17 protein-coding genes are annotated in these 24,221 nt (G+C 56.1%); 7 read left to right on the forward strand and 10 right to left on the reverse strand.

What is annotated here, in order from left to right; all coding sequences use genetic code 11:
- Window positions 1-57 precede the first annotated feature (57 nt).
- The 3 genes from rdrD to rdrA are packed head-to-tail and all read right to left on the reverse strand — an operon-like array spanning window position 58 to window position 6,211.
- Window positions 58-795, reverse strand: coding sequence for an antiviral RADAR system accessory protein RdrD (gene rdrD / locus JS46_RS02815; protein WP_033747688.1), 738 nt, complete (start codon window positions 793-795; stop codon window positions 58-60).
- 11 nt (window positions 796-806) lie between these two features.
- Window positions 807-3,509 (reverse strand): antiviral RADAR system adenosine deaminase RdrB, encoded by a 2,703-nt coding sequence (gene rdrB / locus JS46_RS02820; RefSeq protein WP_033747690.1) that lies wholly within the window; start codon window positions 3,507-3,509, stop codon window positions 807-809.
- Entirely contained in the window at window positions 3,509-6,211 is a 2,703-nt protein-coding gene (gene rdrA / locus JS46_RS02825) for an antiviral RADAR system adenosine triphosphatase RdrA (protein ID WP_033747692.1), read from the reverse strand. The genes rdrB and rdrA overlap by 1 nt, the downstream gene beginning before the upstream one ends.
- Before the next feature lie 536 nt (window positions 6,212-6,747).
- Here rdrA and JS46_RS02830 point away from each other — a divergent pair.
- Together JS46_RS02830 and dcuR are read left to right on the forward strand one after the other, a co-directional pair.
- Window positions 6,748-8,361, forward strand: a complete 1,614-nt coding sequence (locus JS46_RS02830) for a sensor histidine kinase (RefSeq protein WP_033747694.1) — start codon at window positions 6,748-6,750, stop codon at window positions 8,359-8,361.
- Entirely contained in the window at window positions 8,358-9,077 is a 720-nt protein-coding gene (gene dcuR / locus JS46_RS02835; protein ID WP_033747696.1) for a two-component system response regulator DcuR, read from the forward strand. The genes JS46_RS02830 and dcuR overlap by 4 nt, the downstream gene beginning before the upstream one ends.
- On the opposite strand, the gene JS46_RS02840 is transcribed toward dcuR, so the two are convergent.
- Window positions 9,058-10,032: an FAD:protein FMN transferase gene (locus JS46_RS02840; RefSeq protein ID WP_033747699.1), complete on the reverse strand. Its 975-nt coding sequence runs from the start codon at window positions 10,030-10,032 to the stop codon at window positions 9,058-9,060. The two genes, dcuR and JS46_RS02840, sit on opposite strands and share 20 nt — an antisense overlap.
- A 78-nt stretch (window positions 10,033-10,110) precedes the next feature.
- Complete coding sequence (locus tag JS46_RS02845) at window positions 10,111-12,888, reverse strand: flavocytochrome c (RefSeq protein WP_033747702.1); 2,778 nt, start codon at window positions 12,886-12,888, stop codon at window positions 10,111-10,113.
- Between the two features lie 577 nt (window positions 12,889-13,465).
- Here JS46_RS02845 and JS46_RS02850 point away from each other — a divergent pair.
- Window positions 13,466-14,974 (forward strand): anion permease, encoded by a 1,509-nt coding sequence (locus JS46_RS02850; RefSeq protein ID WP_033748039.1) that lies wholly within the window; start codon window positions 13,466-13,468, stop codon window positions 14,972-14,974.
- A gap of 154 nt (window positions 14,975-15,128) precedes the next feature.
- A complete protein-coding gene (gene fumA / locus JS46_RS02855; RefSeq protein WP_033747703.1) occupies window positions 15,129-16,775 on the forward strand; it encodes a class I fumarate hydratase FumA in 1,647 nt (548 codons plus the stop codon).
- 215 nt (window positions 16,776-16,990) lie between these two features.
- On the opposite strand, the gene JS46_RS24325 is transcribed toward fumA, so the two are convergent.
- Together JS46_RS24325 and JS46_RS02860 are read right to left on the reverse strand one after the other, a co-directional pair.
- Window positions 16,991-17,158, reverse strand: a complete 168-nt coding sequence (locus JS46_RS24325) for a hypothetical protein (RefSeq protein ID WP_160173325.1) — start codon at window positions 17,156-17,158, stop codon at window positions 16,991-16,993.
- 180 nt (window positions 17,159-17,338) lie between these two features.
- On the reverse strand, window positions 17,339-18,859 hold the full coding sequence (locus JS46_RS02860; RefSeq protein ID WP_033747704.1) for an aldehyde dehydrogenase family protein: 1,521 nt from the start codon (window positions 18,857-18,859) through the stop codon (window positions 17,339-17,341).
- Between the two features lie 234 nt (window positions 18,860-19,093).
- Between JS46_RS02860 and JS46_RS02865 the strand changes: the two genes are divergently transcribed.
- On the forward strand, window positions 19,094-19,657 hold the full coding sequence (locus JS46_RS02865) for a class I SAM-dependent methyltransferase (RefSeq protein ID WP_033747706.1): 564 nt from the start codon (window positions 19,094-19,096) through the stop codon (window positions 19,655-19,657).
- Here the strand turns inward: JS46_RS02865 and JS46_RS02870 are convergent.
- The gene (locus JS46_RS02870) at window positions 19,645-20,373 is read right to left on the reverse strand and encodes a glutamine amidotransferase (RefSeq protein ID WP_033747708.1); all 729 of its coding nucleotides are present in this window, start codon (window positions 20,371-20,373) and stop codon (window positions 19,645-19,647) included. The genes JS46_RS02865 and JS46_RS02870 overlap by 13 nt on opposite strands.
- 181 nt (window positions 20,374-20,554) lie before the next feature.
- Here JS46_RS02870 and JS46_RS02875 point away from each other — a divergent pair, with 181 nt between their 5' ends.
- Both JS46_RS02875 and JS46_RS02880 read left to right on the forward strand, forming a co-directional pair.
- Entirely contained in the window at window positions 20,555-21,439 is an 885-nt protein-coding gene (locus JS46_RS02875; RefSeq protein WP_033747711.1) for a DMT family transporter, read from the forward strand.
- A 47-nt stretch (window positions 21,440-21,486) separates the two neighbouring features.
- Window positions 21,487-22,851, forward strand: a complete 1,365-nt coding sequence (locus JS46_RS02880; protein WP_033747715.1) for a CoA transferase — start codon at window positions 21,487-21,489, stop codon at window positions 22,849-22,851.
- A 12-nt stretch (window positions 22,852-22,863) separates the two neighbouring features.
- Here the strand turns inward: JS46_RS02880 and JS46_RS02885 are convergent, their stop codons facing one another.
- Complete coding sequence (locus JS46_RS02885; protein WP_033747717.1) at window positions 22,864-23,430, reverse strand: molecular chaperone; 567 nt, start codon at window positions 23,428-23,430, stop codon at window positions 22,864-22,866.
- Between the two features lie 23 nt (window positions 23,431-23,453).
- Window positions 23,454-24,191: a phosphatase gene (locus JS46_RS02890; protein ID WP_033747719.1), complete on the reverse strand. Its 738-nt coding sequence runs from the start codon at window positions 24,189-24,191 to the stop codon at window positions 23,454-23,456.
- Between the last annotated feature and the right edge of the window lie 30 nt (window positions 24,192-24,221).

Raw genomic sequence — 24,221 nt, forward strand, 5'->3', positions numbered from 1 at the left:
CTGAAAAAAATCCACGCAATTGCGTGGATTTTTTATAAAGCATGATATTGAAACCGATTATGCTTTTAGCTTATTTTCAATCAATGTCATAAAATATGATGTGTCGCTAACTGTATCATGGTTCTTACTGTGATCGGCTTCATCAACAAGCTTCATATACTCGATAAAATGGGATTCTTCGAATTTAACGTTCATTTTTTCTCGGAGAATATTCAATTCATCTAGGCGCTCTAACCTCCTTATATGAAGTTTGAGACGTTCATTTTGACGAGTCACCCCCAATGTACGATCAATTATTAATGGTAATAATGTCAAAACGAGAGACACGATAAAACCATAAAAAACTTTATTATCCGTGCAATAAATAAAAACAAACAAAAGCACAAACGAAATAAAAAACACAATATAGGCGAACGATTTATAATTTAACTTACGATGCCTAATAATTTCATTCGCATCCTGCAGACTGTACTTACAGTTGAAGCACCTCCACTGCAAGAGTAATATGAAAACAGAAATAATAACCCCAAGCAGCAAGTAGCCACTGAAGGATATACTTAAGGTTACAAGCATATTATTCACTTTCTCCCCCCCAACTTTCTTCGTTAAACTCAGACAAAAGAAAAAGGTGAAGACCATAAGGAACGGAATAGCGTAAAGCGGAACTCTACGTATTAGAAAGCGAGGCCAGTACGACAAATATTCTTTTTCCCGTAAATTTTCCAACTCTTTCTTGAGCTTAGGTTGTAACCCATCAGCATCCGAATAATGTAAGTAAGGCGATGTACCACTCACGATAAAATCCTCTATTCAATAACTTCAAATACATTTAAATGATTACGCTGAAACTGCTCCAAACCGTACAGACGCAGCCTTTCCAGCCAATATTCAGCCATCGTTCGGCTTATGCCGCGTTCAATCGCAGCCTCCCGCAGTAGTAAAAACTCCGTTCGTAATGTCGTAGGCATAATCCCTGGATCGTCAGTATTGACTAAAACTCTGACAGGACCACGGCGCAATCCATAGCGATTGAATTCAGCACCTAGTTTCAACAATTCTTCATCCGGAGGATTCCAACGAAAAATAGGATGCTCTACATGCTTTTGGAATCGCGCGATATATACGTTGGATGTTGGGTTGGTTTCGATAATCAACCCTTTGCGATCATAGCGATCAAGCAAATAGTCCTGCAATGCATGCATAAACTGTAGCTCTACCGGTGTATCAATATCTTGGAGGATATCTTTATCGCCGCTTGCCTCCTGGCGCAGTTTGCTGCGGTTCCCTAGACCAATCAACTCCTGCATGCTCCATTCGTCCGCAACCCGCACAACCACTAGCTGGGGAGGGAGATCTTCAAGCAGGCTGGAGTGTCTTTGCTGATAAAGCTGCGCCGCCACACTGTCTTTATCACTTAACGTTGACCAGTCTGGTAGTGCGCATTTCTCCTGCGAGGTTAACGGCACTCCACCGTGGAGTTGTTGTAGACGATACGAGCAATTACGTCGCAGAAGCCAAGCCCGGTAGAGCGTATCAGGCGTGATATTCTTAAGAGTTGGTTCATCCCCGCTAGCTCGTTTATCCGCCACGCTACTATCTATTTGAGGTAGTCTCTCCTTGCACCAATCACAACGCGCGACAAAACGCGCAATGCGCCGCTCAATAAGAGGTAATACCGCCTGAGCAAGTGGCAACGAACCCGACAAAACTGTGGCATAGTGCCACTGCCAGACAAGATTATCTAAATGCTCATCCAGCGGAAGTATCATTTCTCCATGCCGCTTCGCCCAGAGCGCAGGTTCAATTCCCAGCGCGAGAGCATGGCCCAACCGGTCCCCCTCTCGCATCTCGCAGAAGCGCACCGTTTCATCGATATGGCGCAACCCCGACGCAGGATGCGCGTAATCCTCCCCTGCATGGATGCTAAAATGAAAGCCCGTACTAGCACGAAGCCCGTCGGGCACCGGATATAGCCCGCTGCGCAGCCATCTTAGCATCGGCGCAAAACATGCAATTTTCAGGGCATTCTCATCCCCTGCAACATCCAGCCCCCGAAACCAGTTCGACGGCTGAAAATTAAAGTGTGGGTTACGTTTCCCCCCTAAATAAACGGGGTGATTCCAGCCACTGTGGCTGTAAAGCTTTTGCAGCAATTGCTCTGCTTGTGCCCAGTTTTTCTGCAAATCAGCCGTTGGTCGCTTACCGCGGCTTGTGCTTTTAGAACGCGAAAAGTGTCCACAAAAATGCCATCGCTCGAGCGCTTCAATGTAGCGCAGCGTGCATTCGTCTGGCTTAATATCATGTTCACCAAAAACATACGGCGGAGAAATGGGGGGGATACCGAGAGTGTTGAGCAGTGTTGTGGAAAACCCTGTCACCATTTTATGGCTGAAAGCATTCGGGGATGCCTTTACTTCGGCCATATCGTCTTTGCCAGCAAACAGATAACGCATATTTCTGCTGTCAGTTTTCTTGCCCGAGCGTAACGCGCCAGCGAAATAGCGCTCGGTAAAACGCGTAAGCCCCTGCCCGTCCATAATAATGCGACGCCGAAGCGCATTAACCGTAAGCCAAAAGCAGAGTATTGCCGTGCGCTCCAGCGGATGGGTATCCTTCAGCTGGTAAGAGTGGCAAAGATAAAGCTGCAGCCATAGCCAGCGTGAAGGATGTTTTTGATGTGAGGCATGCGCCAGCTGGCTTAATAGCAAGCCGGGACCGACGTTTTCTGCGCCGCGGTTCTTTTTAGCAAGGATTAGCCAGTCCGGGAGGTTCTGACTTTTCTTCATCGGGTCATTTAAGGTCGCATATTTCTCGTAAACCGTTTCAAACTGATCGGAAAGTAACAGTGAAAGCAGTGACTTTGCCCGAACCAACAGCGGCGTTAAATCATCATGCTCTTCATACGCCCACAACGATGTTTTATTGCTCTTTGGCAGTTGAATCTCTTCAAAAAGATAACTATCCAAGAGATTATCTCCCGTAGTCACCCCCCCCAGATGGACGTGCCCCTCTGCATAAGGCTTGCCCGTACTGGCTGGCGGCGCGAAAAACGGATTCTGAGCCATCACCACCCGAGTGATGTCCGACAATCGCGGAAGAGGACTTTGCTGCAGCCAGTCGCTAAGACGCCACCCTGCAAGCAGAGCCGGATCCAGTTCTGCCGCCATCCGCACGTAATCTTGTACCTTATTCTCGCGGTAGTAGAGCAAATCACCATTACGCAGCAGCAGCTGTTCTGCAATGACATCAAGCCAGGGCAGTTCCGGGCTGGTCAACAAACCATTGTCACAGATTTTCCCCATCAGCTGACGCACGTCGGTCAATCGATAAGTGCGAGGATAACGGCGATCAATGCTCTCTACGAGCAGCTCATAGCACTCCTCCTGCAATGACGACCATTGCTTAAAATCCGTCGGCGGTGATACCAAGCTCCCCCAAAAGCGCCGTGAAAGGCGCTCGTCGGTGAAAAAACATCCTGCAGCATGTTCACTCAGCGATCGAGTTAACATTATTTTTCACCTTCAGGGAAGGATTCACTGTATACCTCTAGCAGAACTTTCACTGTATTATCGTTAGGAGATAACTGTTGTTTAACCGAGTTGATAAATTGCTCAAGCTCTTGAGATTGACGTAATATCTCTAGCCGCTCTTTGATGATTTCTTTCGTCAAGTTTTGCGTTTCGTCGATATCTAATTTATCAATGATAAATCGCCGAGCTTTAGACAACCTTCGTTGCGATGTTGTTTTTTTCACAGTGCTTTGATTTTTTTGTGGCTGTTTAAAATCCGCTAATAATACTGCATCTATCCATCGTTTGAGAGGGTGTGAACTCAGAACATAGCTGACGGTTCTACTCATTTCACCAAAAAGCTTTCGGTTATGAGCACTCCGACTTGTCGGCCCTTGGTGCAAGTTCTGTTCAGGTGTAAACGGCCCGAGATTTGCACGGAAATTAGAATGTTGATAGAAGTTCTTTAATGAACTAATATTGGTCGTCGCCACTACATCTGGCAAACCAAACAACTCACCTTTTTCAAAACTACCAAATGCCGACCAAGTTGAATAAAAAACACGACCTACAATATTGATTGCCTGAGTAATATCCTGCATACCATTTTGGTCAATAGCATTACTCGCAACTTGGCTATAGACTTTATTAAAAACCTTATACACCATCCAAGGCGATACATTTAACTTATCAAGATAATTTTCTTTTCGCCAAACTTTAATATCCTCATAAAGCAACTCTAATGAGTTATCTAATTTATCTTCCTGTTCATAAGTTTCTTCTTTTTCAAAATCATCCGCATTACCTCCAGAATCCCCCCCCTCAGGCTCATTAATTTTTAGCTTTTTAGTCGGCGCAAGGGCGCTGGCAGAATAAAAAGGTGGTCTATGAAGAATTCGCTGCAAGTCTGATAAGTTCAGATCTGATATCAAGCTGGCGATGATAATTTCAAAAATGCGCCCGATATTGAGAACAATTGACTGCCTGGCATTGGTGTAGAAATTCCTTTGTGTTAAAGCACTAATCAGAAAAATTGCCTTATCTTTTATCTCTTCATTAGCATCATTACTCTCAACATCTTTCCAATATTTCCATCTTAAAGCCGAGTTAATTCCCGTCTCTGCAATAGGATAAGGCAGAATTGTCATTTTACCCTTAACTACAGAAAGCCAGCCTTCAGGTAAACTTTTTGATAATTGAGACTCCCAATCGGACAAACTTTCCCCTGGATCAAAAATGGAATATTCAGGTCGCTCCTGCAGCAAAGGTTGAAAAATTACGGTATCAAATATCGAGGTATTACGATTTTTACCATTTCGCCATTCAGTCCATTTTAATTTAGACTCAAGTGTTAAATAGACAGGACCAGCCTTTGGTTCGAACCGAAAATAGCTCAGCAACTTGTTAAGCCAATTAATATCGTCTACTAATTTAGCGCTCTCTTTGATTTTGATTGTTGCTTCAGAATTTTGAGAATTCCAAGCCAGATACTTTTCGCTAAAGACTTTGTAAGCATCAGCATAATCTCGCTTAGTTTCTTTACTGAGTTCTCGGTGTTTCAAAGCAAAAGCTTCAAGCACAGTTTGTGGAACATCAGGCATCTGCCACCAGCGGCGAACGGAAAGTGGAGTATCTTTATTTTTAAGTTCTGGAGGGAGTTCTGTTATCAAATCGCCGCAGTGATTAATAAACTGCGTTAGGGCACGTATCGATGGGATAGGTAACGGTAAATCGCTGCCCTCTAAACCGTTTACCGGCCCAGTAATAAAAATCTTAAGCCACGCCATGAAATTGCGTAGAGGTATACCATCTTTATTCAGAGTGACATTGATACCGTCTTGCTGCCAGTAATCGCTCACGGCGGGCATATTGAGTCTACGAGGCAATGGCAAAATTTTACGTTGATATTCAATAGCTAATTCCTTAGCGATATCATAAGACTTCTTACGCTCATAAGACGAATCTTTATTCAGCCGGCCATGAAAATCACGCCAACAGACTTCATCATATAGGCGACGATCTCCGCTCACAATAGGCAATACGTACGGAGATGTAAGATAACGACGCAGTATTTCTAGGTTCTCAAATGCTCGATTAAGCGAAGTGTCTACGTCATCAATCGGCAGTATCAGTAATTTTTTTCCAATCAAGTCCAATGCAGATTTCAAAAATTCTTCAACACAATTTGCCAAATGCTTGCTGCCATATAATGAGCGAATTTTATCCATCCCTCGCTGACTTTGCTGCAAATCAACAGATTCCAAACCGTGGGCTAACTCCTCAAGCTTTTGAGTGAAAGCTCTAGACTTATTAATGTCTCGACCCTGTGCAGCTTTGATCTCCTTATCTTGAAGTACAGCAGCAACAATAATATGTAAAAACAGCGATTCACCATCTTCAAGCAGCGTCGGGTCGATAGGGTCAAGAATGTGAATTTTTGCAGCAAGATCATCATCATTACTCTTTAAGTAATCACTTAAATTCACAAGTACCGAGGTTTTCCCCGTTCCCCTTTCACCGTCAATAGATATCGCTTTATGGCTGCGCGTTTCGTTGAGCGATTCCGAAGTTTTCGGTACATTATCAACAGCCTTTGCTATAAAACGAGCTAGCTGTTCATAAATGTTACGGGGGAGTAACGTATCTGGATCCTTAAGAACCGCCGACTCTCCGCTGTCTAATGGTATGTGTATCTTGTTCACAGTAATCCCTTTAACGGTCGTTTTGATATGAATACAGGTTGTGAACTATAGATTCTGATGAAAAAAAAAATAAAATCAAGATAGGAATGAGAATATTCTTAAAAACATATAAATCCTGAATTGTTTCATATCGTGAGAATCGGCAGCTATAAAAGATTGAATTTGGCCTGTTCACCAACAGTTGACGCATCATTATTTGTTATGAAAAGAAATGGTACTAGTCAATCCAAATGCGCAAAAGTTGATTCGTGCTTTGATAACTAACCGCAGACAGCATCAGCGAAGGTGAATACAATAATAGGTATTAAAATCATGGCTAATAATAAAAACATTTTATAACAAACACATAAAAACAAAATATCGGTTTAATAGCTATAAGCTTCTGCTGTTTCAGGATGCTCAATTCCCCCTGAAAACTCGGCTCACGCCCGCTCTGCTGGGCCGCTAAACCCCAGCGCCCTGCTTACCGTTAAAAAGGTTTTCAATTCGCGCCGGAAAGGGATAATACCCCACCGCTTTCCGACAAAGGACCGACGATGCGCGACACTCCGCAAGGCAACCTGACCCGCAAAAAACATATGAAGCTCAGCACGCTGGTCACGCTGATGATCGGCGCGGTGGTCACTTTCGTGCTGCTCAGCGTGCATCTGCTCTACTTCTTTCAGATCGGCAATGCCACGCAGAAGCAGCTGGAAGATAAGGCGATGGCCGTGGCGCGCACGCTGGCGGACGTGCCTGCCATCCAGCAGGCGCTGAGCGGGCCGCCGGACGCCGGCATTATCCAGCCCATCGCGCGCGCGGCGCAGCAGCACAATAGTCTGCTGTTCGTGGTGGTGACCAATATGCAGGGCATCCGCTACTCCCATCTTAATCCGGCGCTGATCGGGCAGCACTTTATCGGCAACGACATCAATCCGGCGCTGCAGGGCAAAGAGAACGTCTCGGTCAATCGCGGCTCGCTGGCGGAGGCGCTGCGCGTCTTTACGCCGGTCTATAACGCGCAGCAGCAGCAGATCGGCGTGGTGTCGATAGGCATCTCGCTGGAGGCGGTCAGCGATCAGATTAACCAGAGCCGCTGGAGCATTATCTGGACCATCCTGATCGGCGCGCTGGCGGGCGCGCTGGGCACGCTGGCGCTGGTAAAAACCCTGAAGCGCATCCTCTTCGGGCTCGAACCCTGGGAGATCTCCTCGCTGTTCGAGCAGCGCCAGGCGATTCTGCACTCGGTCAAAGAGGGCGTCATCGCAGTGGACGCTCATGCCGAGGTGTCGTTGATCAACGAGGCGGCGCAAAAGCTGCTGACGGAGGAGAGCTCCGGCAGCATGGAGGAGGCCAGCGTTATTCACGCTCAGCTGCAGGAGACGCTGGCCACCGGCCGCGCGCGGCGTGACGAAGAGCTGAATATCAACGGCCATGTGCTGCTGAGCAACACCGTGCCGGTCTATAGCCAGCAGCGGCTTATCGGCGCGGTCTGCACCTTCAGAGATAAAACCGAAATCACGCAGCTGCTGCAGCGCCTGAGCGGCATGGTAAACTACGTCGACGCGCTGCGTGAGCGCTCGCATGAGTTTATGAATAAGCTGCACGTGATCCTTGGCCTGCTGCACATGAAAAACTATGCGCAGGTCGAAGCCTATATTTTAAAAACGGCGAACAACTACCAGACCGAAATCGGTTCGCTGCTCGACAAAATTAAGTCGCCGGTGATTGCCGGCTTCCTGCTGAGTAAAATCAATCGCGCCTCGGACAGCGGCCATCGCCTGACGCTGAGCGACGCCAGCTTCCTGCCCGATATCGGCAACGAGCAGCAGATCGCCGTACTGATCACCGTGCTCGGCAATCTGATCGAGAACGCGCTTGACGCGCTGGGCAGTGAACACAACGGCGATATCCACGTGATGCTGCACTACCAGAACGGCTGGCTGGCGTGCGAAGTCAGCGACGACGGGCCAGGCATCCCGACCGACCAGCTGGATGCTATCTTTGACAAAGGCTTTTCAACCAAAGGCGAGGATCGCGGCGTCGGGCTCTATCTGCTGAAGCAGCAGACGGAAAGCCTTGGCGGCAGCGTCAGCGTGGAGTCGGAACCCGGCGTGTTTACCCAATTTTTTGTACAACTTCCCTGGGATGGAGGCAACAAAACCGCATGATCAATGTGTTAGTGGTCGATGATGACGCTATGGTCGCCGAGCTGAATCGCGTTTACGTCGGGCAGGTGCCGGGCTTTCACTGCGTCGGCACGGCGTCGACGCTGCAGCAGGCGAAAGAGATGATCCTTCACAGCGAACCCGCCGTGGATCTGGTGCTGCTCGATATCTATCTGCAGCATGAGAACGGGCTGGATCTGCTGCCGGAGCTGCGCGAGGCGAAGCAGCCTGTCGAGGTGATCATTATTTCATCCGCCGCCGACGCCGCCACCATCAAAACCTCGCTGCACTACGGCGTGGTGGATTATCTGATCAAACCCTTCCAGTTCCCGCGTTTTGAAGAGGCGCTCACCAACTGGCGGCAGAAGAAGTCGCTGATGGATAACCATCTCTACTATCAGCAGGCGGAAGTCGACCAGTTGATCCACGGCAATCCGCCCACCACCAACGACAGCAAACGGCTGCCGAAAGGCTTGACCCCGCAGACACTGCGCACCCTCTGCCAGTGGATCGACGCCCATCCCGGCAGCGAATTCTCCACCGACGAGCTGGCGGCGGAGGTGAATATCTCGCGCGTCTCCTGCCGCAAGTACCTGATCTGGCTGGCGCAGATCAACATTCTCTTCACCAGCATTCACTATGGCGCGACCGGCCGCCCGGTCTATCGCTACCGCCTGCAGCCGGAATACCATTCGCTGCTCAGGCAGTACTGTCAGTAGTCAGCTGATAGCGACGGTCGTGCAGACGAAACGCGAACTGACGCGACGAGGAGCAGATCACCTGCTGGTCGCGGGTAACGAAAATCGCTTCGATGTGCGGCGCGTCGCGCAGCGCCTTAATGCTCTGCTCTACGCCCAGCCCGTAGAGCAGCGTGGTGTAGATGTCGCCATCTATCGAGCGGTCGGAAATCACCGTGACGCTGAGCAGCTCGTTGTCGAGCGGATAGCCGCTGCGCGCGTCGAGGATGTGATGATAGAGGCGGCCGTCCAGCTCGAAGTAGCGCTCGTAGACCCCAGAGGTCACCACCGATTTCCCTGCTACCTCAATTACGCCAATTAAGTCGTCACCCTGGCCGAACGGGGTTTTCAGCCCCACCGACCAGCCGGCGGTCTGCGGCGGCGCGCCAAGCGTCTGCACGTTGCCGCCGAGGTTAATCAGCGCCCTATCCACGCCCTGCTGGCGCAGAAAGCTGCGCACCAGGTCGGCGATATAGCCTTTGGCGATGGCGCCCAAATCGATCTCCATGCCTGGCTGGCGCAGAAACACGCTGCGCCGCTCAGGATCCAGCACGACCTCGCGCGGATCGGTCAGCGCCATCAGCTTCTCCAGATCGCCCTGCGGCGGCACGCTGCGTCCCTGAAAGCCGATCTTCCAGCGCTTGACCAGCGGTCCGATGGTGAAATTGAACAGGCTGTGCGGCGGCAGACTGACCTGGTGCGCGCACTGAATGAGATCGAACACTTCTCGGCTGACGCAGACCGGCTCTTTGCCTGCGGCGTGGTTGATCGCCATCACCTCGGAGTGGGCGCGGTTGACGGTGAGGATATTCTCCTGATGGCGGATAAGGCGGAAGACCTGCGCGGCCAGCGCCGCATTATCGTCAAAGAGCTTAAGAAGAATGGGCGAACCCATCAGTACTGCGGAATAGGCGTAAACGCCTTCGTCGGCTGACATACTCGCCTCGGCTGTCAAAGTGGATCCGGCAACGGCGCGCCGGGTAGGATTGCCCGGTGCACCGTCGCCGACAGCGGACTAGCCGCGCGCCAGGGCCGCCGCGTTACGTCCGGCAAGAATACCAAAGATAATGATATCTGCCACGGCGTTGCCGCCGATACGGTTGGCGCCGTGGATGCCGCCGACCACTTCCCCTGCCGCCCAGGCGCCGCGAATCACCTGTTTGTTGCTGTCGAGCACCGCGGTGTCGGTATTGATGGTCACGCCGCCCATGGTGTGATGCACCCCAGGCGCGACGCGAATGGCGTAGAACGGCCCCTGATTCAGTGGATGACGCAGCGCGGTGGTGCGCCCGAAATCCTCATCCTTCTGATCCACCACGAACTGGTTGTAGCGCGCCAGCGTCTCCTCAAGGGTGGTGTGCTCCATATTCAGCTTCACCGCCAGCTCGCCCACGGTCGGCGCGCTGATAACGAAGCCCTTGGCGATATACTCATCGGCCGCTTTATTGTTCGCCCGCACCTGTTCGTCGAAGACCACCCAGGCGCTTTTCTCCGGCAGCGCGATAATCTGCGCGGAAACCTTGTCGCGGGTCTCCATCTCGTTGAAGAAGCGTTTGCCCTCCTGCGACACCAGAATAGCGCCGCCGCCGCGAATCGATTCAGAGATCAGATACGAGGTGGTCTGCTCGACGGTGGGATGGATCTGGATTTCGCCCATATCGACCGTATCCGCGCCCAGCTTCTGCAGCATGGCGATGCCGCTGCCGGTCGCCCCTTTGTGGTTGGTGGTGACGAAGCCGTCCAGCTCAGGGCGGTATTTCACCACCATCTCGCGGTTGGCGCTGAAGCCGCCGGTGGCGACGATCACGCTTTTCGCATAGAGGATGCGGCTGTCGTAGTACTCATCCACCACCTTCACGCCGGTTACCGCGCCGTTCTCGGTGAGGATTTCAGCGACCGAGGTATCCAGCAGCACTTCGATATTGCGCTTGTTGATGTTTTTCACCAGGCCGCTGATCAGGTAGCCGCCAACCGCCGAACGGTCCGCAGGGCGGTGCGTGCGGTCGATGCTCATGCCGCCGGTGATAGTGATATCGTTCAGCTCGATGCCGTGATCCGCCAGCCAGTCGATCGCCTCTGGCGCCAGCTCGACGAACTCGCGCAGCAGCACCGGGTTGTTTTTATGCTGGCCGCCTTTCAGCGTCTCCTGATAGAAGAGCTCTTTGCTGTCTTTGATGCCCTTCATCGCCTGGAAGCGGGTTTCCGCCGCGTTCATGCCCACCGAGGCTTTGATGGTGTTGCCGCCGATAGTCGGCATCTTCTCGATGATGACCACGCGCGCGCCTTCGTCGTGCGCCTGAATCGCCGCCGCCAGGCCTGCGCCGCCGCTGCCGATCACGACTACGTCGTAGTTCTGCGGTGCGGAAGGATTACCGCCCTCTTCAATTACATACTCTTTGCTGGAGGTGGAGAGCGCGCGCGATACCGCTTTTTTCAGCGCCTCGCTCTGGGTAGTGGCGCCGCTGATGGCGTCAACGTGCGGGCTGTTGGCCACCAGAATGCGGTTACGCAGGCTTTCAAAGGTCTCGGTAAAATCAACGTCCAGCGTATCGTCCGGCACCATTGAAATATCGGTGATGCGGTCGGTATCCAGGGTGACGTTGATTTTCAGCTTCAGCGCTTCCGCCTCGACTTTCTCCTGATAGACGCCCGCCTTGTATTTGCGGCCCGGCGCGCTGACTTCGCGGATCATCGCGTCCACCAGCGAGAAGCGCCACAGCGGTTCCGGGATCATCAGCGCTTCGCGCTGGGTGCTGTCAATATAGAGGTCGAGATGCTCGTTGTTCAGCACGCGATCCGCCCAGTCAGGATAGGCGATGCAGGCTTTGCCGATCGCCACCAGATCGTAGCCGTGCTCCAGTGCCATCTCCACGTCGGCTTTATTCACCACGCCGCCGACGCCGATAACCGGCACCTTCGCCAGGCGTTCGGAACGCTGCGCGATATATTTGTCGATCAGCGGCATCGGGTCGCGGGTATCGACGATCGAGGGGCGCAGCAGCTGGCCCATGGAAAAGTGCACGTAGTCGAGGCCGCGCTCCGCCAGTTTTTCCAGCAGATAGAGTGTGTCGGCAAAGCGAATGCCGGGCACTTCGATCTCTTCCGGCGAGAAGCGATAGCCGATAATGAAGGTGTTGTGCGCGATGCGCTCCGCCATTTTATGGGCGATATCCAGCACCGCCAGCGGGAAACGGGCGCGGTTTTCGCGGCTGCCGCCCCACTTGTCGTCGCGCTGGTTAGAGTTAGGGGAAAAGAACTGCTGGATCAGATAGGTATTGGCGCCGTGCAGCTCCACGCCGTCGAAGCCCGCCTTGATGGCGCGGTTCACCGCGTCGCCGAATTTAGTGATCATCACTTCAACTTCGTCGGCGGTCAGCGCCTGCGGCGTGGTCGCGCCTTCGCGCGGTGCGGCAATGGCGCTGGGGCCCACCGGCGTTTTGCCGCCGATCAGCCCCGGTTCCACCATACGGCCGCCGTGGTAAATCTGCAGAATAGCCGTCGAGCCCTGCGATTTAATCGCGTCGGCGATTCGGGCAAGTCCGGGGATCTTGTTGTCGCTGTCGATGCCGATAGCGCCGGGAAAGGCGGGGCCTTTGTTATCGATAAAACAGGATTCGACGATAACCGTACCGAGCGTGCCTGCGCGCGCGCGATAGTACTCCACGAGCTCGCTGGTCACGGTACCGTCGTAAAATCCCGTACAGGTGGTCATCGGCGCCATGACCAGACGATTTTTTAATACCGCGCCGTTGGGCAAAGTCAGCGGATTTAAAAGCGGGGTGCGAGTATTCATTTAGATTAACTCCGGAAATTAAAAGCTGAGAAATTCTGCGGACGAGGCACTCTGGTGATTATTAAAAGGTCCGGCTTAATGCCACTAATATACCAGTTACTTTAGCTACAAAAGAAATGAATATAGTTATAAAACTTTTAAAGGAGCGGAGTTATTTATTTTGCAATGGCTGAGATTTTAGTTATAGTAATGTTAGCGAAAGCGCTGAAAAAATCAAATTATTGTTATAATATAAAATTAAACTATACTTTTCAACAAGGTAAAAGCGGTGAAATTTGCAGAAAAAAGCGCCAGTAACGCTATTTGTCGCTTCGGAATCTTCTTAAGAGTGCAGATCGGATTTTAAAGACTTTAATCCAGTTAAAAGGCAAACTCACTCTTTGATCTAGATCAAAATTTACTATTATGGCAGGCGCATCATATAGCCACGACGCAAAAGTTTATTTAATAAAGTTGTCACATGAAGACGTTATTCAATAAGGTTTTGCTGAAGGCGTTCTACGCGCACTAATAATAAACGGTGCATCAACAAAGCCGACACTCTCTTCTTTATAACTTGCAGACCCTCACTATGAACATGAAAACGACGCTGAACGAAGCCGCGCAACCTGCGCCCGTCCCGCCGCCGGGACAACACAAACGCTGGATCATGCTGGCCCTGCCCATCGTGGTCGCCGTCCTGCTGATGCTGGTGCCGACCCCCGCCGGGCTCGAGCCCTACGCCTGGCACTTTTTCGCCATCTTCGTCGGCGTTATCGTCGGCCTGATCTTCGAACCGCTGCCGGGCGCGGTTATCGGCCTGACCGGCGTGGTGGTCATCGCCCTCTTCAGCCAGTTCGTGCTGTTTAGCCCCGCCGAGCTGGCGAAGCCCGGCTTCAAGGTCGCCACCGAGGCGTTTAAATGGGGCGTAAGCGGTTTCGGCAACTCCACCGTCTGGCTGATTTTTGGCGCCTTTATGTTCGCCGCCGGCTACGATAAAACTCAGTTCGGCCGCCGCCTGGCGCTGATTCTGGTGAAATATCTTGGCCGTCGCAGCCTGACGCTCGGCTACGCCATTACCTTCGCCGATCTGCTGCTGGCGCCTTTTACCCCGTCAAACACCGCGCGCAGCGGCGGCACCATCTACCCGATTATCGCCAACCTGCCGCCGCTCTACGGCTCTAAACCCAACGACCCGAGCGCGCGCCGCATCGGCTCTTACCTGATGTGGGTGGCGATTACCGCCGCCTGTATCACCAGCTCTATGTTCCTGTCGGCGCTGGCGCCGAACCTGCTGGCGCTGGCGCTGGTGAAAAGCGTCGTCGGCTTCGATATCTCCTGGGGCATGTGGTTTATCGCCTTCCTGCCGCTCGGCGTGCTGCTGATCCTGACCATGCCGCTGCTGGCGTACTGGCTCTATCCGCCGGAAGTGAAGGTCAACGACGAAGTGCCGCGCTGGGCCACCGCCGAACTGCAAAAGCTGGGCAAACTGTCGCGCAACGAGATCCTGCTGCTGATTTTCGTGGTGTGCGCGCTGCTGATGTGGATTTTCGCCACCGCCTGGATCGAGCCTGCGATGGCTGCGCTGCTGGTTATCATACTGATGCTCTGGACCGGCGTGCTGAACTGGAGCGACATCACCAGCAACAAAGCGGCGTGGAACACCTTCGCCTGGTTCGCCACCCTGGTGGCGCTGGCGGATGGCCTGGCGCGCGTCGGCTTTATCGCCTGGCTGGGCAAAGAGGGCGGCATGCTACTGCAGGGTTACGACCCGCAGGTCTCCGCGGTAGTGTTGCTTGTCGCCTTCTATCTGCTGCACTACCTGTTCGCCAGCACCACGGCGCACACCACCGCGCTGCTCCCCGCAATGCTGACCATCGCCGCGGCGATCCCGGGCATCAATATGCCGGTGTTCTGCCTGATGCTCTGCACCTCGCTTGGCGTGATGGGGATTATCACTCCTTACGGTACCGGCCCCAGCCCGATTTACTACGGCAGCGGTTATCTGCCGACCAAAGACTACTGGCGTCTGGGCACCATTTTCGGCCTGCTGTTCCTGGTGCTGCTGATGCTGATCGCCTATCCGTGGATGGTGATGATGTTCTAAAGCAGGCGACGAAACAGGTTAATAAAGTGTAAAATCCTTTCCCTTCAGCTTACGCCAGCCGCGTCCCGCGCGGCTGGCGAAATAAAAACCAACAATATTTGCGGCTGTTCGTCTCGCGCTGCGCGAGCCGTCGCCGCCGCATAAGTGAGCCGAGATGTCGAACAAACCTTTCTACTATCAAGAGCCCTTTCCGCTGTCCCACGATGACACCCAGTACTATCTGCTGACGCGCGAGCACGTCTCCGTCACCAGCTTCGAAGGCGAAGAGGTGCTGAAGGTCGATCCCAAAGCGCTGACGCTGCTGGCGCAGCAGGCGTTTCACGACGCCTCTTTTATGCTGCGTCCGGCGCACCAGCAGCAGGTCGCCTCTATCCTTGCGGACGATGAAGCGAGCGAGAACGACAAATATGTCGCCCTGCAGTTTCTGCGCAACTCGGAAATTGCCGCCAAAGGCGTGCTGCCGACCTGCCAGGATACCGGCACGGCAATCATTATGGGCAAAAAAGGGCAGCGCGTCTGGACCGGCGGCGACGACGAAGCCGCGCTGTCGCAGGGCGTCTACAACACCTTTATCGAAGACAACCTGCGCTATTCGCAGAACGCCGCGCTCGACATGTATAACGAGGTGAATACCGGCACCAACCTGCCGGCGCAGATCGATATCTACAGCACCGACGGCGACGAATATAAGTTCCTCTGCATCGCCAAGGGCGGCGGCTCAGCCAACAAAACCTATCTCTACCAGGAGACCAAAGCGCTGCTCTCGCCCGGCAAGCTGAAAAACTATCTGGTGGATAAGATGATGTCGCTCGGCACCGCCGCCTGTCCGCCCTATCACATCGCGTTCGTGATCGGCGGCACCTCGGCGGAGGCCACGCTGAAGACCGTGAAGCTCGCCTCGACCCACTATTACGATAGCCTGCCGACCAGCGGCAACGAGCATGGCCAGGCGTTCCGCGATCTGGCGCTGGAGCAGGAACTGCTGGAGGCGGCGCAGCAGCTCGGCCTCGGCGCGCAGTTCGGCGGCAAATATTTCGCGCACGATATCCGCGTTATCCGCCTGCCGCGCCACGGCGCCTCCTGTCCAGTGGGCATGGGCGTCTCCTGTTCAGCGGACCGCAATATCAAAGCGAAGATCAACCGCGACGGCATCTGGATTGAGAAGCTGGAGGATAACCCGGCGCAGTATATTCCGGAAGCGCTGCGTCAGCAGGGCGAAGGCGGCGTGGTGAGCGTCGATCTTAACCGGCCGATGAAAGAGATTCTGGCGCAGCTCTCCGCTTACCCGGTTTCTACGCGTCTCTCGCTGAGCGGCACCATTATCGTGGCGCGTGATATCGCCCACGCGAAGCTGAAAGAGCGCATCGACAGCGGCGAAGGGCTGCCGCAGTATGTGAAAGATCACCCGATCTATTACGCCGGTCCGGCGAAAACGCCAGAAGGTTACGCCTCCGGCTCGCTTGGCCCGACTACCGCTGGCCGCATGGATTCCTACGTCGATCTGCTGCAGTCGCACGGCGGCAGCATGATTATGCTGGCGAAGGGCAACCGCAGCCAGCAGGTGACGGACGCCTGCCAGAAGCACGGCGGGTTCTATCTCGGCAGCATCGGCGGCCCGGCGGCGGTGCTGGCGCAGCAGAGTATTAAAAAGCTGGAGTGCGTGGAGTATGCCAAGCTGGGGATGGAGGCGATCTGGAAGATTGAGGTTGAGAACTTCCCGGCGTTTATCCTCGTGGACGACAAAGGCAACGATTTCTTTAAGCAGATTCAGGACAGCACCTGCGCGCGCTGCGTGAAGTAAACCTTAAATACCTTGTAGAAGGCGTGACCTTTGTGCTCACGCGGCTGGCAGGATTCGATCGCAAAGGCGCTTTACGCATCCCTGCTCGCTCGGCCCGCGACATCCATGTCGCGGGACGCTTTGCTCCTCGAACCCTGCCAGCCGCGTATTAAGCCTCAGAGCTGCCTGCAAGAATCTGTTTCAGGCGTATTGTGCTCGTCTAATATTACGACGGACTACCAGAAACGCGGCACTTCCGCCGCATCGCTCGCTTCTCCCGCCCGCAGTCGAGCGGCACCATCGCCATCGCGCAGCGAGACCGGCAAATTAACCGCAATGATGCTGTACTCCACGCCGTCCAGCACCTCGTCATGTTCAGTCAGCACGTTATAAAATTCGTTCATCAACATTCCTTATTCAGTTCGGCCTCAGGCCCGTCAGGAACCACCGTCCTGACCATGCCATAGCAATCTTACGCGGTTATGACAGTTAACAATGGGTCGAAAAAACGCGAAATGCGCCGGGATTAATATGAAACAAAAACGGCGCGTTGCCCAGAGAGCAGCGCGCCGCAAAGCGCGAAATCAGAAGAAACCGAGCGGCTGAACGCTGTAGCTCACCAGCAGGTTTTTGGTCTGCTGATAGTGGTCCAGCATCATCTTGTGCGTCTCGCGTCCGATGCCCGACTTTTTATAGCCGCCAAAGGCGGCGTGCGCCGGATAGAGGTGATAGCAGTTGGTCCAGACGCGCCCCGCCTTGATGGCGCGGCCGACGCGGTAGGCGCGGTTGATATCGCGCGTCCAGACGCCGGCGCCCAGCCCGTAAATCGAGTCGTTGGCGATGGCGATCGCTTCCGCCTCATCCTTAAAGGTGGTAATGCCGACCACGGGTCCGAAAATCTCCTCCTGGAAGACGCGCATGCTGTTGTCGCCCTTCAGCAGCGTCGGCTGAATGTAGTAGCCGCTGGCGAGCGAGCCTTCCAGCTTCTCTACACCGCCGCCGGTCAGCACCTCCGCGCCCTCCTGACGAGCGATCTCCAGATAGGAAAGGATCTTGTCGAACTGCTGCTGCGATGCCTGCGCGCCGACCATGGTTTCGCTGTCCATTGGATCGCCGCGCTTAATGGTTTTGATGCGCTTCATCACCGCCGCCATAAAGGGCTCGTAGATCGACTCCTGCACCAGCGCGCGCGACGGACAGGTACACACCTCGCCCTGATTCAGAAAGCCGAGCACCACCCCTTCGGCCGCCTTCTCGATAAAGCTCTCTTCCGCCTGCATGATATCTTCGAAGAAAATGTTCGGTGATTTGCCGCCCAGCTCGACGGTTGAGGGGATCATGCTCTTCGCCGCCAGTTCGAGAATATGGCCGCCGGTCGCCGTGGAGCCGGTAAAGGCAACTTTGGCGATGTCGGGATGGGAGGCCAGCGCCTCGCCCGCCTCTTTGCCGTAGCCGTGCACCACGTTCAACACGCCGGGCGGCAGCAGATCTTTAATCAGCTCGACAAACAGGGTAATGCTCAGCGGCGTCTGCTCGGCCGGCTTCAGCACCACGCAGTTGCCCGCGCCCAGCGCCGGAGCCAGCTTCCACGCCGCCATCAGCAGCGGGAAGTTCCAGGGGATAATCTGCGCCACCACGCCGAGCGGCTCATGGAAATGGTAGGCGGCGGTAAACTCATCGATCTCGGCCGCGGTGCCCTCCTGGGCGCGCACGCAGCCGGCGAAATAACGGAAGTGATCCACCGCCAGCGGCATATCGGCGGCCAGCGTTTCGCGCACCGGCTTGCCGTTATCCCAGGTTTCGTTCACCGCCATATATTCCAGATTTTGCTCCAGCCGATCGGCAATCCTGAGCAGCGCCAGCGACCGCTGCTGCGGCGAAGTTTTGCCCCAGGCTTCGGCGGCGGCGTGCGCCGCAGCGACGGCATTGTCTACATCCGCCTTGTCCGAGCGCGGGAATTCCCCTGCGACCGAACCGTTGACCGGCGAAGTGTTGGTGAAGTAGTTGCCGTTCACCGGCGTCACGAATTCGCCGTTAATGAAGTTGCCGTAGGTTTTCTGCAGCTGAATCAGAGAACCCTGTTCCCCGGGAGAGGCGTAACGCATGGTGAATCTCCTTAACATGACCGGAATCGAAACAACAATGAAACTTGCTGTTAACAATGAATGAACAAACCCAGCCTGTCAGATGTTGCAGTCGGAAACTGTGACCGCCGCAAAGGAAAAGCGCGCCGTCCGTGCGCACGGATAATTCTGAGAATAAGCCGAGGCGCGGAAAAAAAGCGAAACCTCAGGCCGGAACAGGGTCAACAGAGAAGGTTAATCACAGGAGAGAGTGACATGCTGGCTTCGGCTTTTACCCTTATGCGCGCAAAAGCAGACTTTATTCACCAGTTTATTCGCCATCCGCGCAAGATGGGCAGCATTACACCCTCGTCGGCGGCGCTGTGCCGCGCCATGAGTGACAGCGTCTGCTGGCGCAGCGCGCTGCGCGTCGCTGAACTGGGTGCGGGCGACGGCGTGCTGACGCGTCATCTGCTGGCGCGTATGCAGCCGCAGGCGACACTGGATGCGTTTGAGATCAGCGCGCCGCTGGCGGATAAGCTGCGCGCGCTGGAAGATGCGCGCCTGCAGGTGCGCAGCTGTTCGGCGGCCTGGTTATCAGGCGAGTATGACGCGATCTTTTCCGGCCTGCCGCTGCTGTCGCTGCCGCCGGCGCTGCGCGACGACATTCTGCGCGCCGCGTTCGACGCGCTCGGCCCGGACGGCGTTTTCGTGCAGTTTCAGTACACTTCGATCACCCAGCCCGATCTGTCGCGCTACTTTATCTGGCAGCGCCAGCGGGTGCTGAAAAACGTGCCGCCCGCCTGGGTTTATCGCTGTCGGCGCAGCTACGCGCCCTGAGCCTGATTCGCCTGCGGGCGCGTCTGCAGCCAGAATGCCGTCAGCAGCTGCCGCGCCCAGTCCGCGCCTTCGATATCCGCATCCGCGACGCTATCGCTGACGTCCGGCGGCAGGCAGGCGCTCATAATATGGCGTGAGAATTCCGGGTGAAACTGCACCGACAGCGCCTGCGGCGAGTAGCGCAGGATCTGACAGGCATCTTTCTCGGAGGTGGCCAGCACCTGCGCCTGCGGCGGCGGGACAATCACCGACTGGCGGTGCGACAGCCAGGCGCTGAAGCGTTCCGGCAGCGCCGAGAGCAGCGCGTCGCGCTGCATCGCCGCTTTGCACGTCAGCGGCAGCAGGCCGCGCTCCCAGCCGTTGGGGTTGTCCGCCACCTTGCCGCCCAGCGCGTAGGCCATCAGCTGGTGGCCGTAGCAGACGCCCAGCAGCGGCAGCTCAGCGTCAATCGCCGCCCTTACCCACGCCGCGCTGCGCTCGCTCCACTCGGCGTGGTCGGTCACCATCGCCCAGGATCCGCTCAGGATAGCACCGCTGATCTGATCAAACTGCGGCAGCGATTCGCCAAGGTGCGGACGCACAATGAGATAGTCATCAGGTTGCAGATCAAGCGCGTCAATAAACCAGCGCGGCTGTTCGCCAATGCGTTCAACCACGATGGCAGGCGGCACTTCCAGTTGAATCAGCGCAAGGGGCAAAGAGGAGGTGGAAGTCATACCGAATGGGTTCCCAGGCAGATTAGCGTCTCGGTGAACCAGTCTGACAGCAAAGCGGCAGCCTGTCTTATGATTTTCCTGCTGCAGTCATAACAGAAAAATATTTGTCATCGCCTGTCGGCCTCTCCCCGCTTCGTGCCATCATTAGGCGTGGCGAAAAACAACAGCGAAGGACGGGATTGTGGCTCTGCGGCATTTTTTTCTAATCTTGATGGTGGTCTCTATCTGGGCATTCAATAACGTGGCGGTGAAGTGGGGCCTGCTGGAGCTGCCGCCGCTGTTTCTCACCTGCATGCGCTTTGTGGTAGTGGCGATTGTGCTGATCCCCTTCTGCCGCATCACCCGCGAGCAGCTTCCGTGGCTGCTGGCGCTCGCCTTTACCTTCGGCTTTATGCACTTCTCGCTGCTATTCGTCGGCATGCGCTATACCGATGCTGGCACCGGCGCGATTGTGGTGCAGCTCGGCACGCCAATCGCCATGCTGCTGGCGATGGTCGTCCTGAAGGAACGGTTGAGGGCGATTCAGCTGGTCGGCATTGCCATCTCCCTGTGCGGCGTGGCGGTGCTCTCCGGCAGCCCGACCATCCCCGCCTGGTGGGTGCTGGCGATCCTGCTCTGCAGCGCCACCGGCTGGGCGGTCAGCAATCTGATTGTGAAAAAATCGCCGCCGATCAAGCCGCTGACCATGACCGGCTGGATCGCCTTTCTGGCGGTGCCCATCGTCGGCCTGTCGAGCTTCGTAATGGAGTCGCACCAGTTTTACGCCCTCAGCCAGGCGGGATGGCGCGGCTGGTTCGGCATTCTCTACAGCGCGCTCGCCTCGTCGATTGTCGCCTATACCCTCTGGTACGGGCTGCTGAAGCAGTACAACGTCAATCTGATTATGCCCTACTCGCTGCTGACGCCGGTGCTGTCGGTGCTGATGGGCATTCTGGTGCTGGGCGACAGCCTCAACAGCTTTAAAATCATCGGCGCCTCGCTGGTAGTGTGCGGCACGGCGATAGCGGTCATCAATCTGCGCAGCCTGCGCATGCATGCGCGCTTCCCGCGTCTGCGCCGCCGCTGAAAAAGCGGTGCTATGCTCTGGATACCGTCTGTTTCTGGAGAATGATTATGGATTATCAGCTTGCCGCGTCGCTGTGGCAGCAGCTACGGCAAGGATTGCGTGGCCCCGGCGACGCAACCGCCCCGCCCACTTTTCTTGATACTGCAACCTTCTCATCCGCTTTCGCCGTCAGCGAGCTGGCGGCCACCAGCATTGGGCTGGCGACCCAGGCGACGGCAGATTTCATCGGCGTCCGCCAGCTGGTGAGCGTCAATGTACGCCTCGCCTCGCGCTGGTTTCAGACCAGCTTCTTTCCCCGCAATCGCCCCGCGCCCGCGCTGTGGGACGCCTTTGCCGGCGACTATCGCAGCGCCGACGGCTGGATCCGCCTGCATACCAACGCGCCGCAGCATCGCGCGGCGATGGAGCGCGTGCTGGGCCAGCATCACGACCGCGACGCGCTGGCGCGACAGGTGGCGCGCTGGCAGGCTGACGCGCTGGAGCAGGCAGTGGTCGACGCGGGCGGCTGCGCCGCAAAGATGCGCAGCGAGCAAGCGTGGCAGCAGCATCCGCAGGGCCTGGCGGTGCGCGAAGAGCCGCTGATCGCCTGGCGTCGGGGCGCCGCCGCGCCCGCGCGCAGCTGGCCGATGCTCGCCGCGCGGCCGCTGCTCGGCGTTCGGGTGCTGGATCTGACGCGCATCATCGCCGGGCCGGTGGCGACCCGCTTTCTCGCCAGCCTCGGCGCGCAGGTGCTGCGTCTCGATCCGCCCGGCTGGCGCGAGCCGACGCTGGATGAAGAGATCGCCTGCGGCAAACGGCGCGCCGTGGTCGACTTTAAAACGGCGGCAGGCCGCGAGACGCTGCGCGAACTGCTGCAGCAGGCGGACGTGCTGGTGCACGGCTATCGCGCCGACGCGCTGGAACAGCTGGGATTCGACGCCGAGACGCGTGCCCGGCTGGCGCCGGGTCTGGTGGACGTTAGCCTGAACGCCTGGGGCTGGCACGGCCCGTGGCGCAACCGCCGCGGCTTCGACAGTCTGGTGCAGATGGCGTGCGGCATCGCCGAGAGCGGCATGCGATGGTCGCAAAGCGAGAAGCCGACGCCGCTGCCGGTACAGGCGCTGGATCACGCCACCGGCTATCTGATGGCCGCCGCGGCGCTGGAGGGGCTGCGTCAGCGCCACGCTACCGGCTACGGCGTGGCGGCGCGGCTGTCGCTGGCGCGCACCGCCCTGCTGTTGCAGCAGCATCCCTGTCGGGACGCGCGCCTGCCAGCGGGCATTAAAGCGCATGCGCACGACACGCTGCCAACCGTTGAGCTGACGCCCTGGGGCATCGGGGAACGGCTGCGCGCCGCCGCGCGGCTGCCCGGCACGCCCCAGCTCTGCGCCACGCCAGGTTGCGAGCCGGGTACGCATCCGGCGCGCTGGTAAAAAGGCGCGGCGTTACGCTTCGCCGCTCTCTTCGCCGGCCTCGTTCAGCTCGTCCCACATCGCCTGGATAGCTTCGCGGCTTAGCATCGCCAGCGTGCGGTAGAAGGCGGTGGTGGCGTGCGCCTCGACCTTGCCGAGAAAGGCGCCGCACCAGGGCAGCAGATAGCTGTCGAACAGGGCGCACTGCGCCGCGCTCTCATCTTCCGCGGACTGATCTTCCAGCCAGGAGGCCGCCAGCATCAGCACGCCGAAGTGGTCGGCGGGCGCGTCGCTGAGCGGCATGCCGCGCGAGGCGAGAAAAGCGCGCACCTCCGGCTCCGGCTTGCCTTGCGGCCACTGCGACGCGTAAGGCGGCACCTTACAGTCGGGGCCGACGAACAGCGCATTGTAATCCGCCGCCAGCGCCTGCGGATCGCTGTTCTGCTGCAGGCGCTGCAGCAGCTCGTCCTGCTCCAGCGGCCACTGCGCGCCAAGTTTGCCCTCGCGCAGCAGCGTAAACAGCGGAACCAGCAGCGGATCCTGCGGCTGACGGTTAAACAGGGAGCCGATCACGCGGCAGAGAATGGAAAACTCGTTCATGCACTATTCCAGAGGCAAAAGGGTTAGAAATCCGCCAGTTCGGCAATTTTTTTGCCGGTGCGCTGCTCCAGAAAATCGAGCAGGCGGCGCGGCGTGACATTTAACACGCGATCCTCGGGAAAATCCACTGCGCGCGTAATACGCAGGCAGTGCTCGAAGTCACCCAGCGTAAACGCGGTGTGGGAATCGGAGCCAAACGCCAGTTTTCCGCCGGCGTCGCGCACCGCTTCGGCGATGGCGCGGCAGTTCGGCTCGCTGCCGGGACGTGAGGTGGTAAAGGAGGAGTTGTTGATCTCCAGCGCCACGTTGTAGTGCGCGGCCGCTTCTGCGACGGCGCGGATATCGACCGGGAACTTCGGGTTGCCCGGATGGCTGATGATATGCGCCACGCCGTTCGCCATGGTGGCGATCATCGCATCGGTGTGATGGCTCTTGTCGCGCGGCGTGTAAACCGGCTCGTGAAAGCCGGCGATAATCAGATCCAGCGAGCCGAGCATCGGGCCGGAGCAGTCGATTTCGCCCTGCTGATTTTTAATATTGGCCTCGATACCGCGCAAAATGCCGACGCCGTCGATGACGCGCGGCCAGATTTTCATATTGACGAAGTGCCAGTAGTGCGGCGCGTCGGCCATATCGGGGCCGTGATCGGTAATGGCGAACAGCCTGATGCCGTTGTTTTTCGCCTGCGCGACATAGTCGTGCAGCGTGCTGTAGGCATGAGTACTGGCGACGGTATGCATATGCAAATCAACGGGGTACATTATTTTCTCCTCTCTGCCGCCCGCTCGGGC

The organism is Pantoea sp. NGS-ED-1003 (genome assembly GCF_000738765.1).
Classification (GTDB): domain Bacteria; phylum Pseudomonadota; class Gammaproteobacteria; order Enterobacterales; family Enterobacteriaceae; genus Pantoea; species Pantoea septica.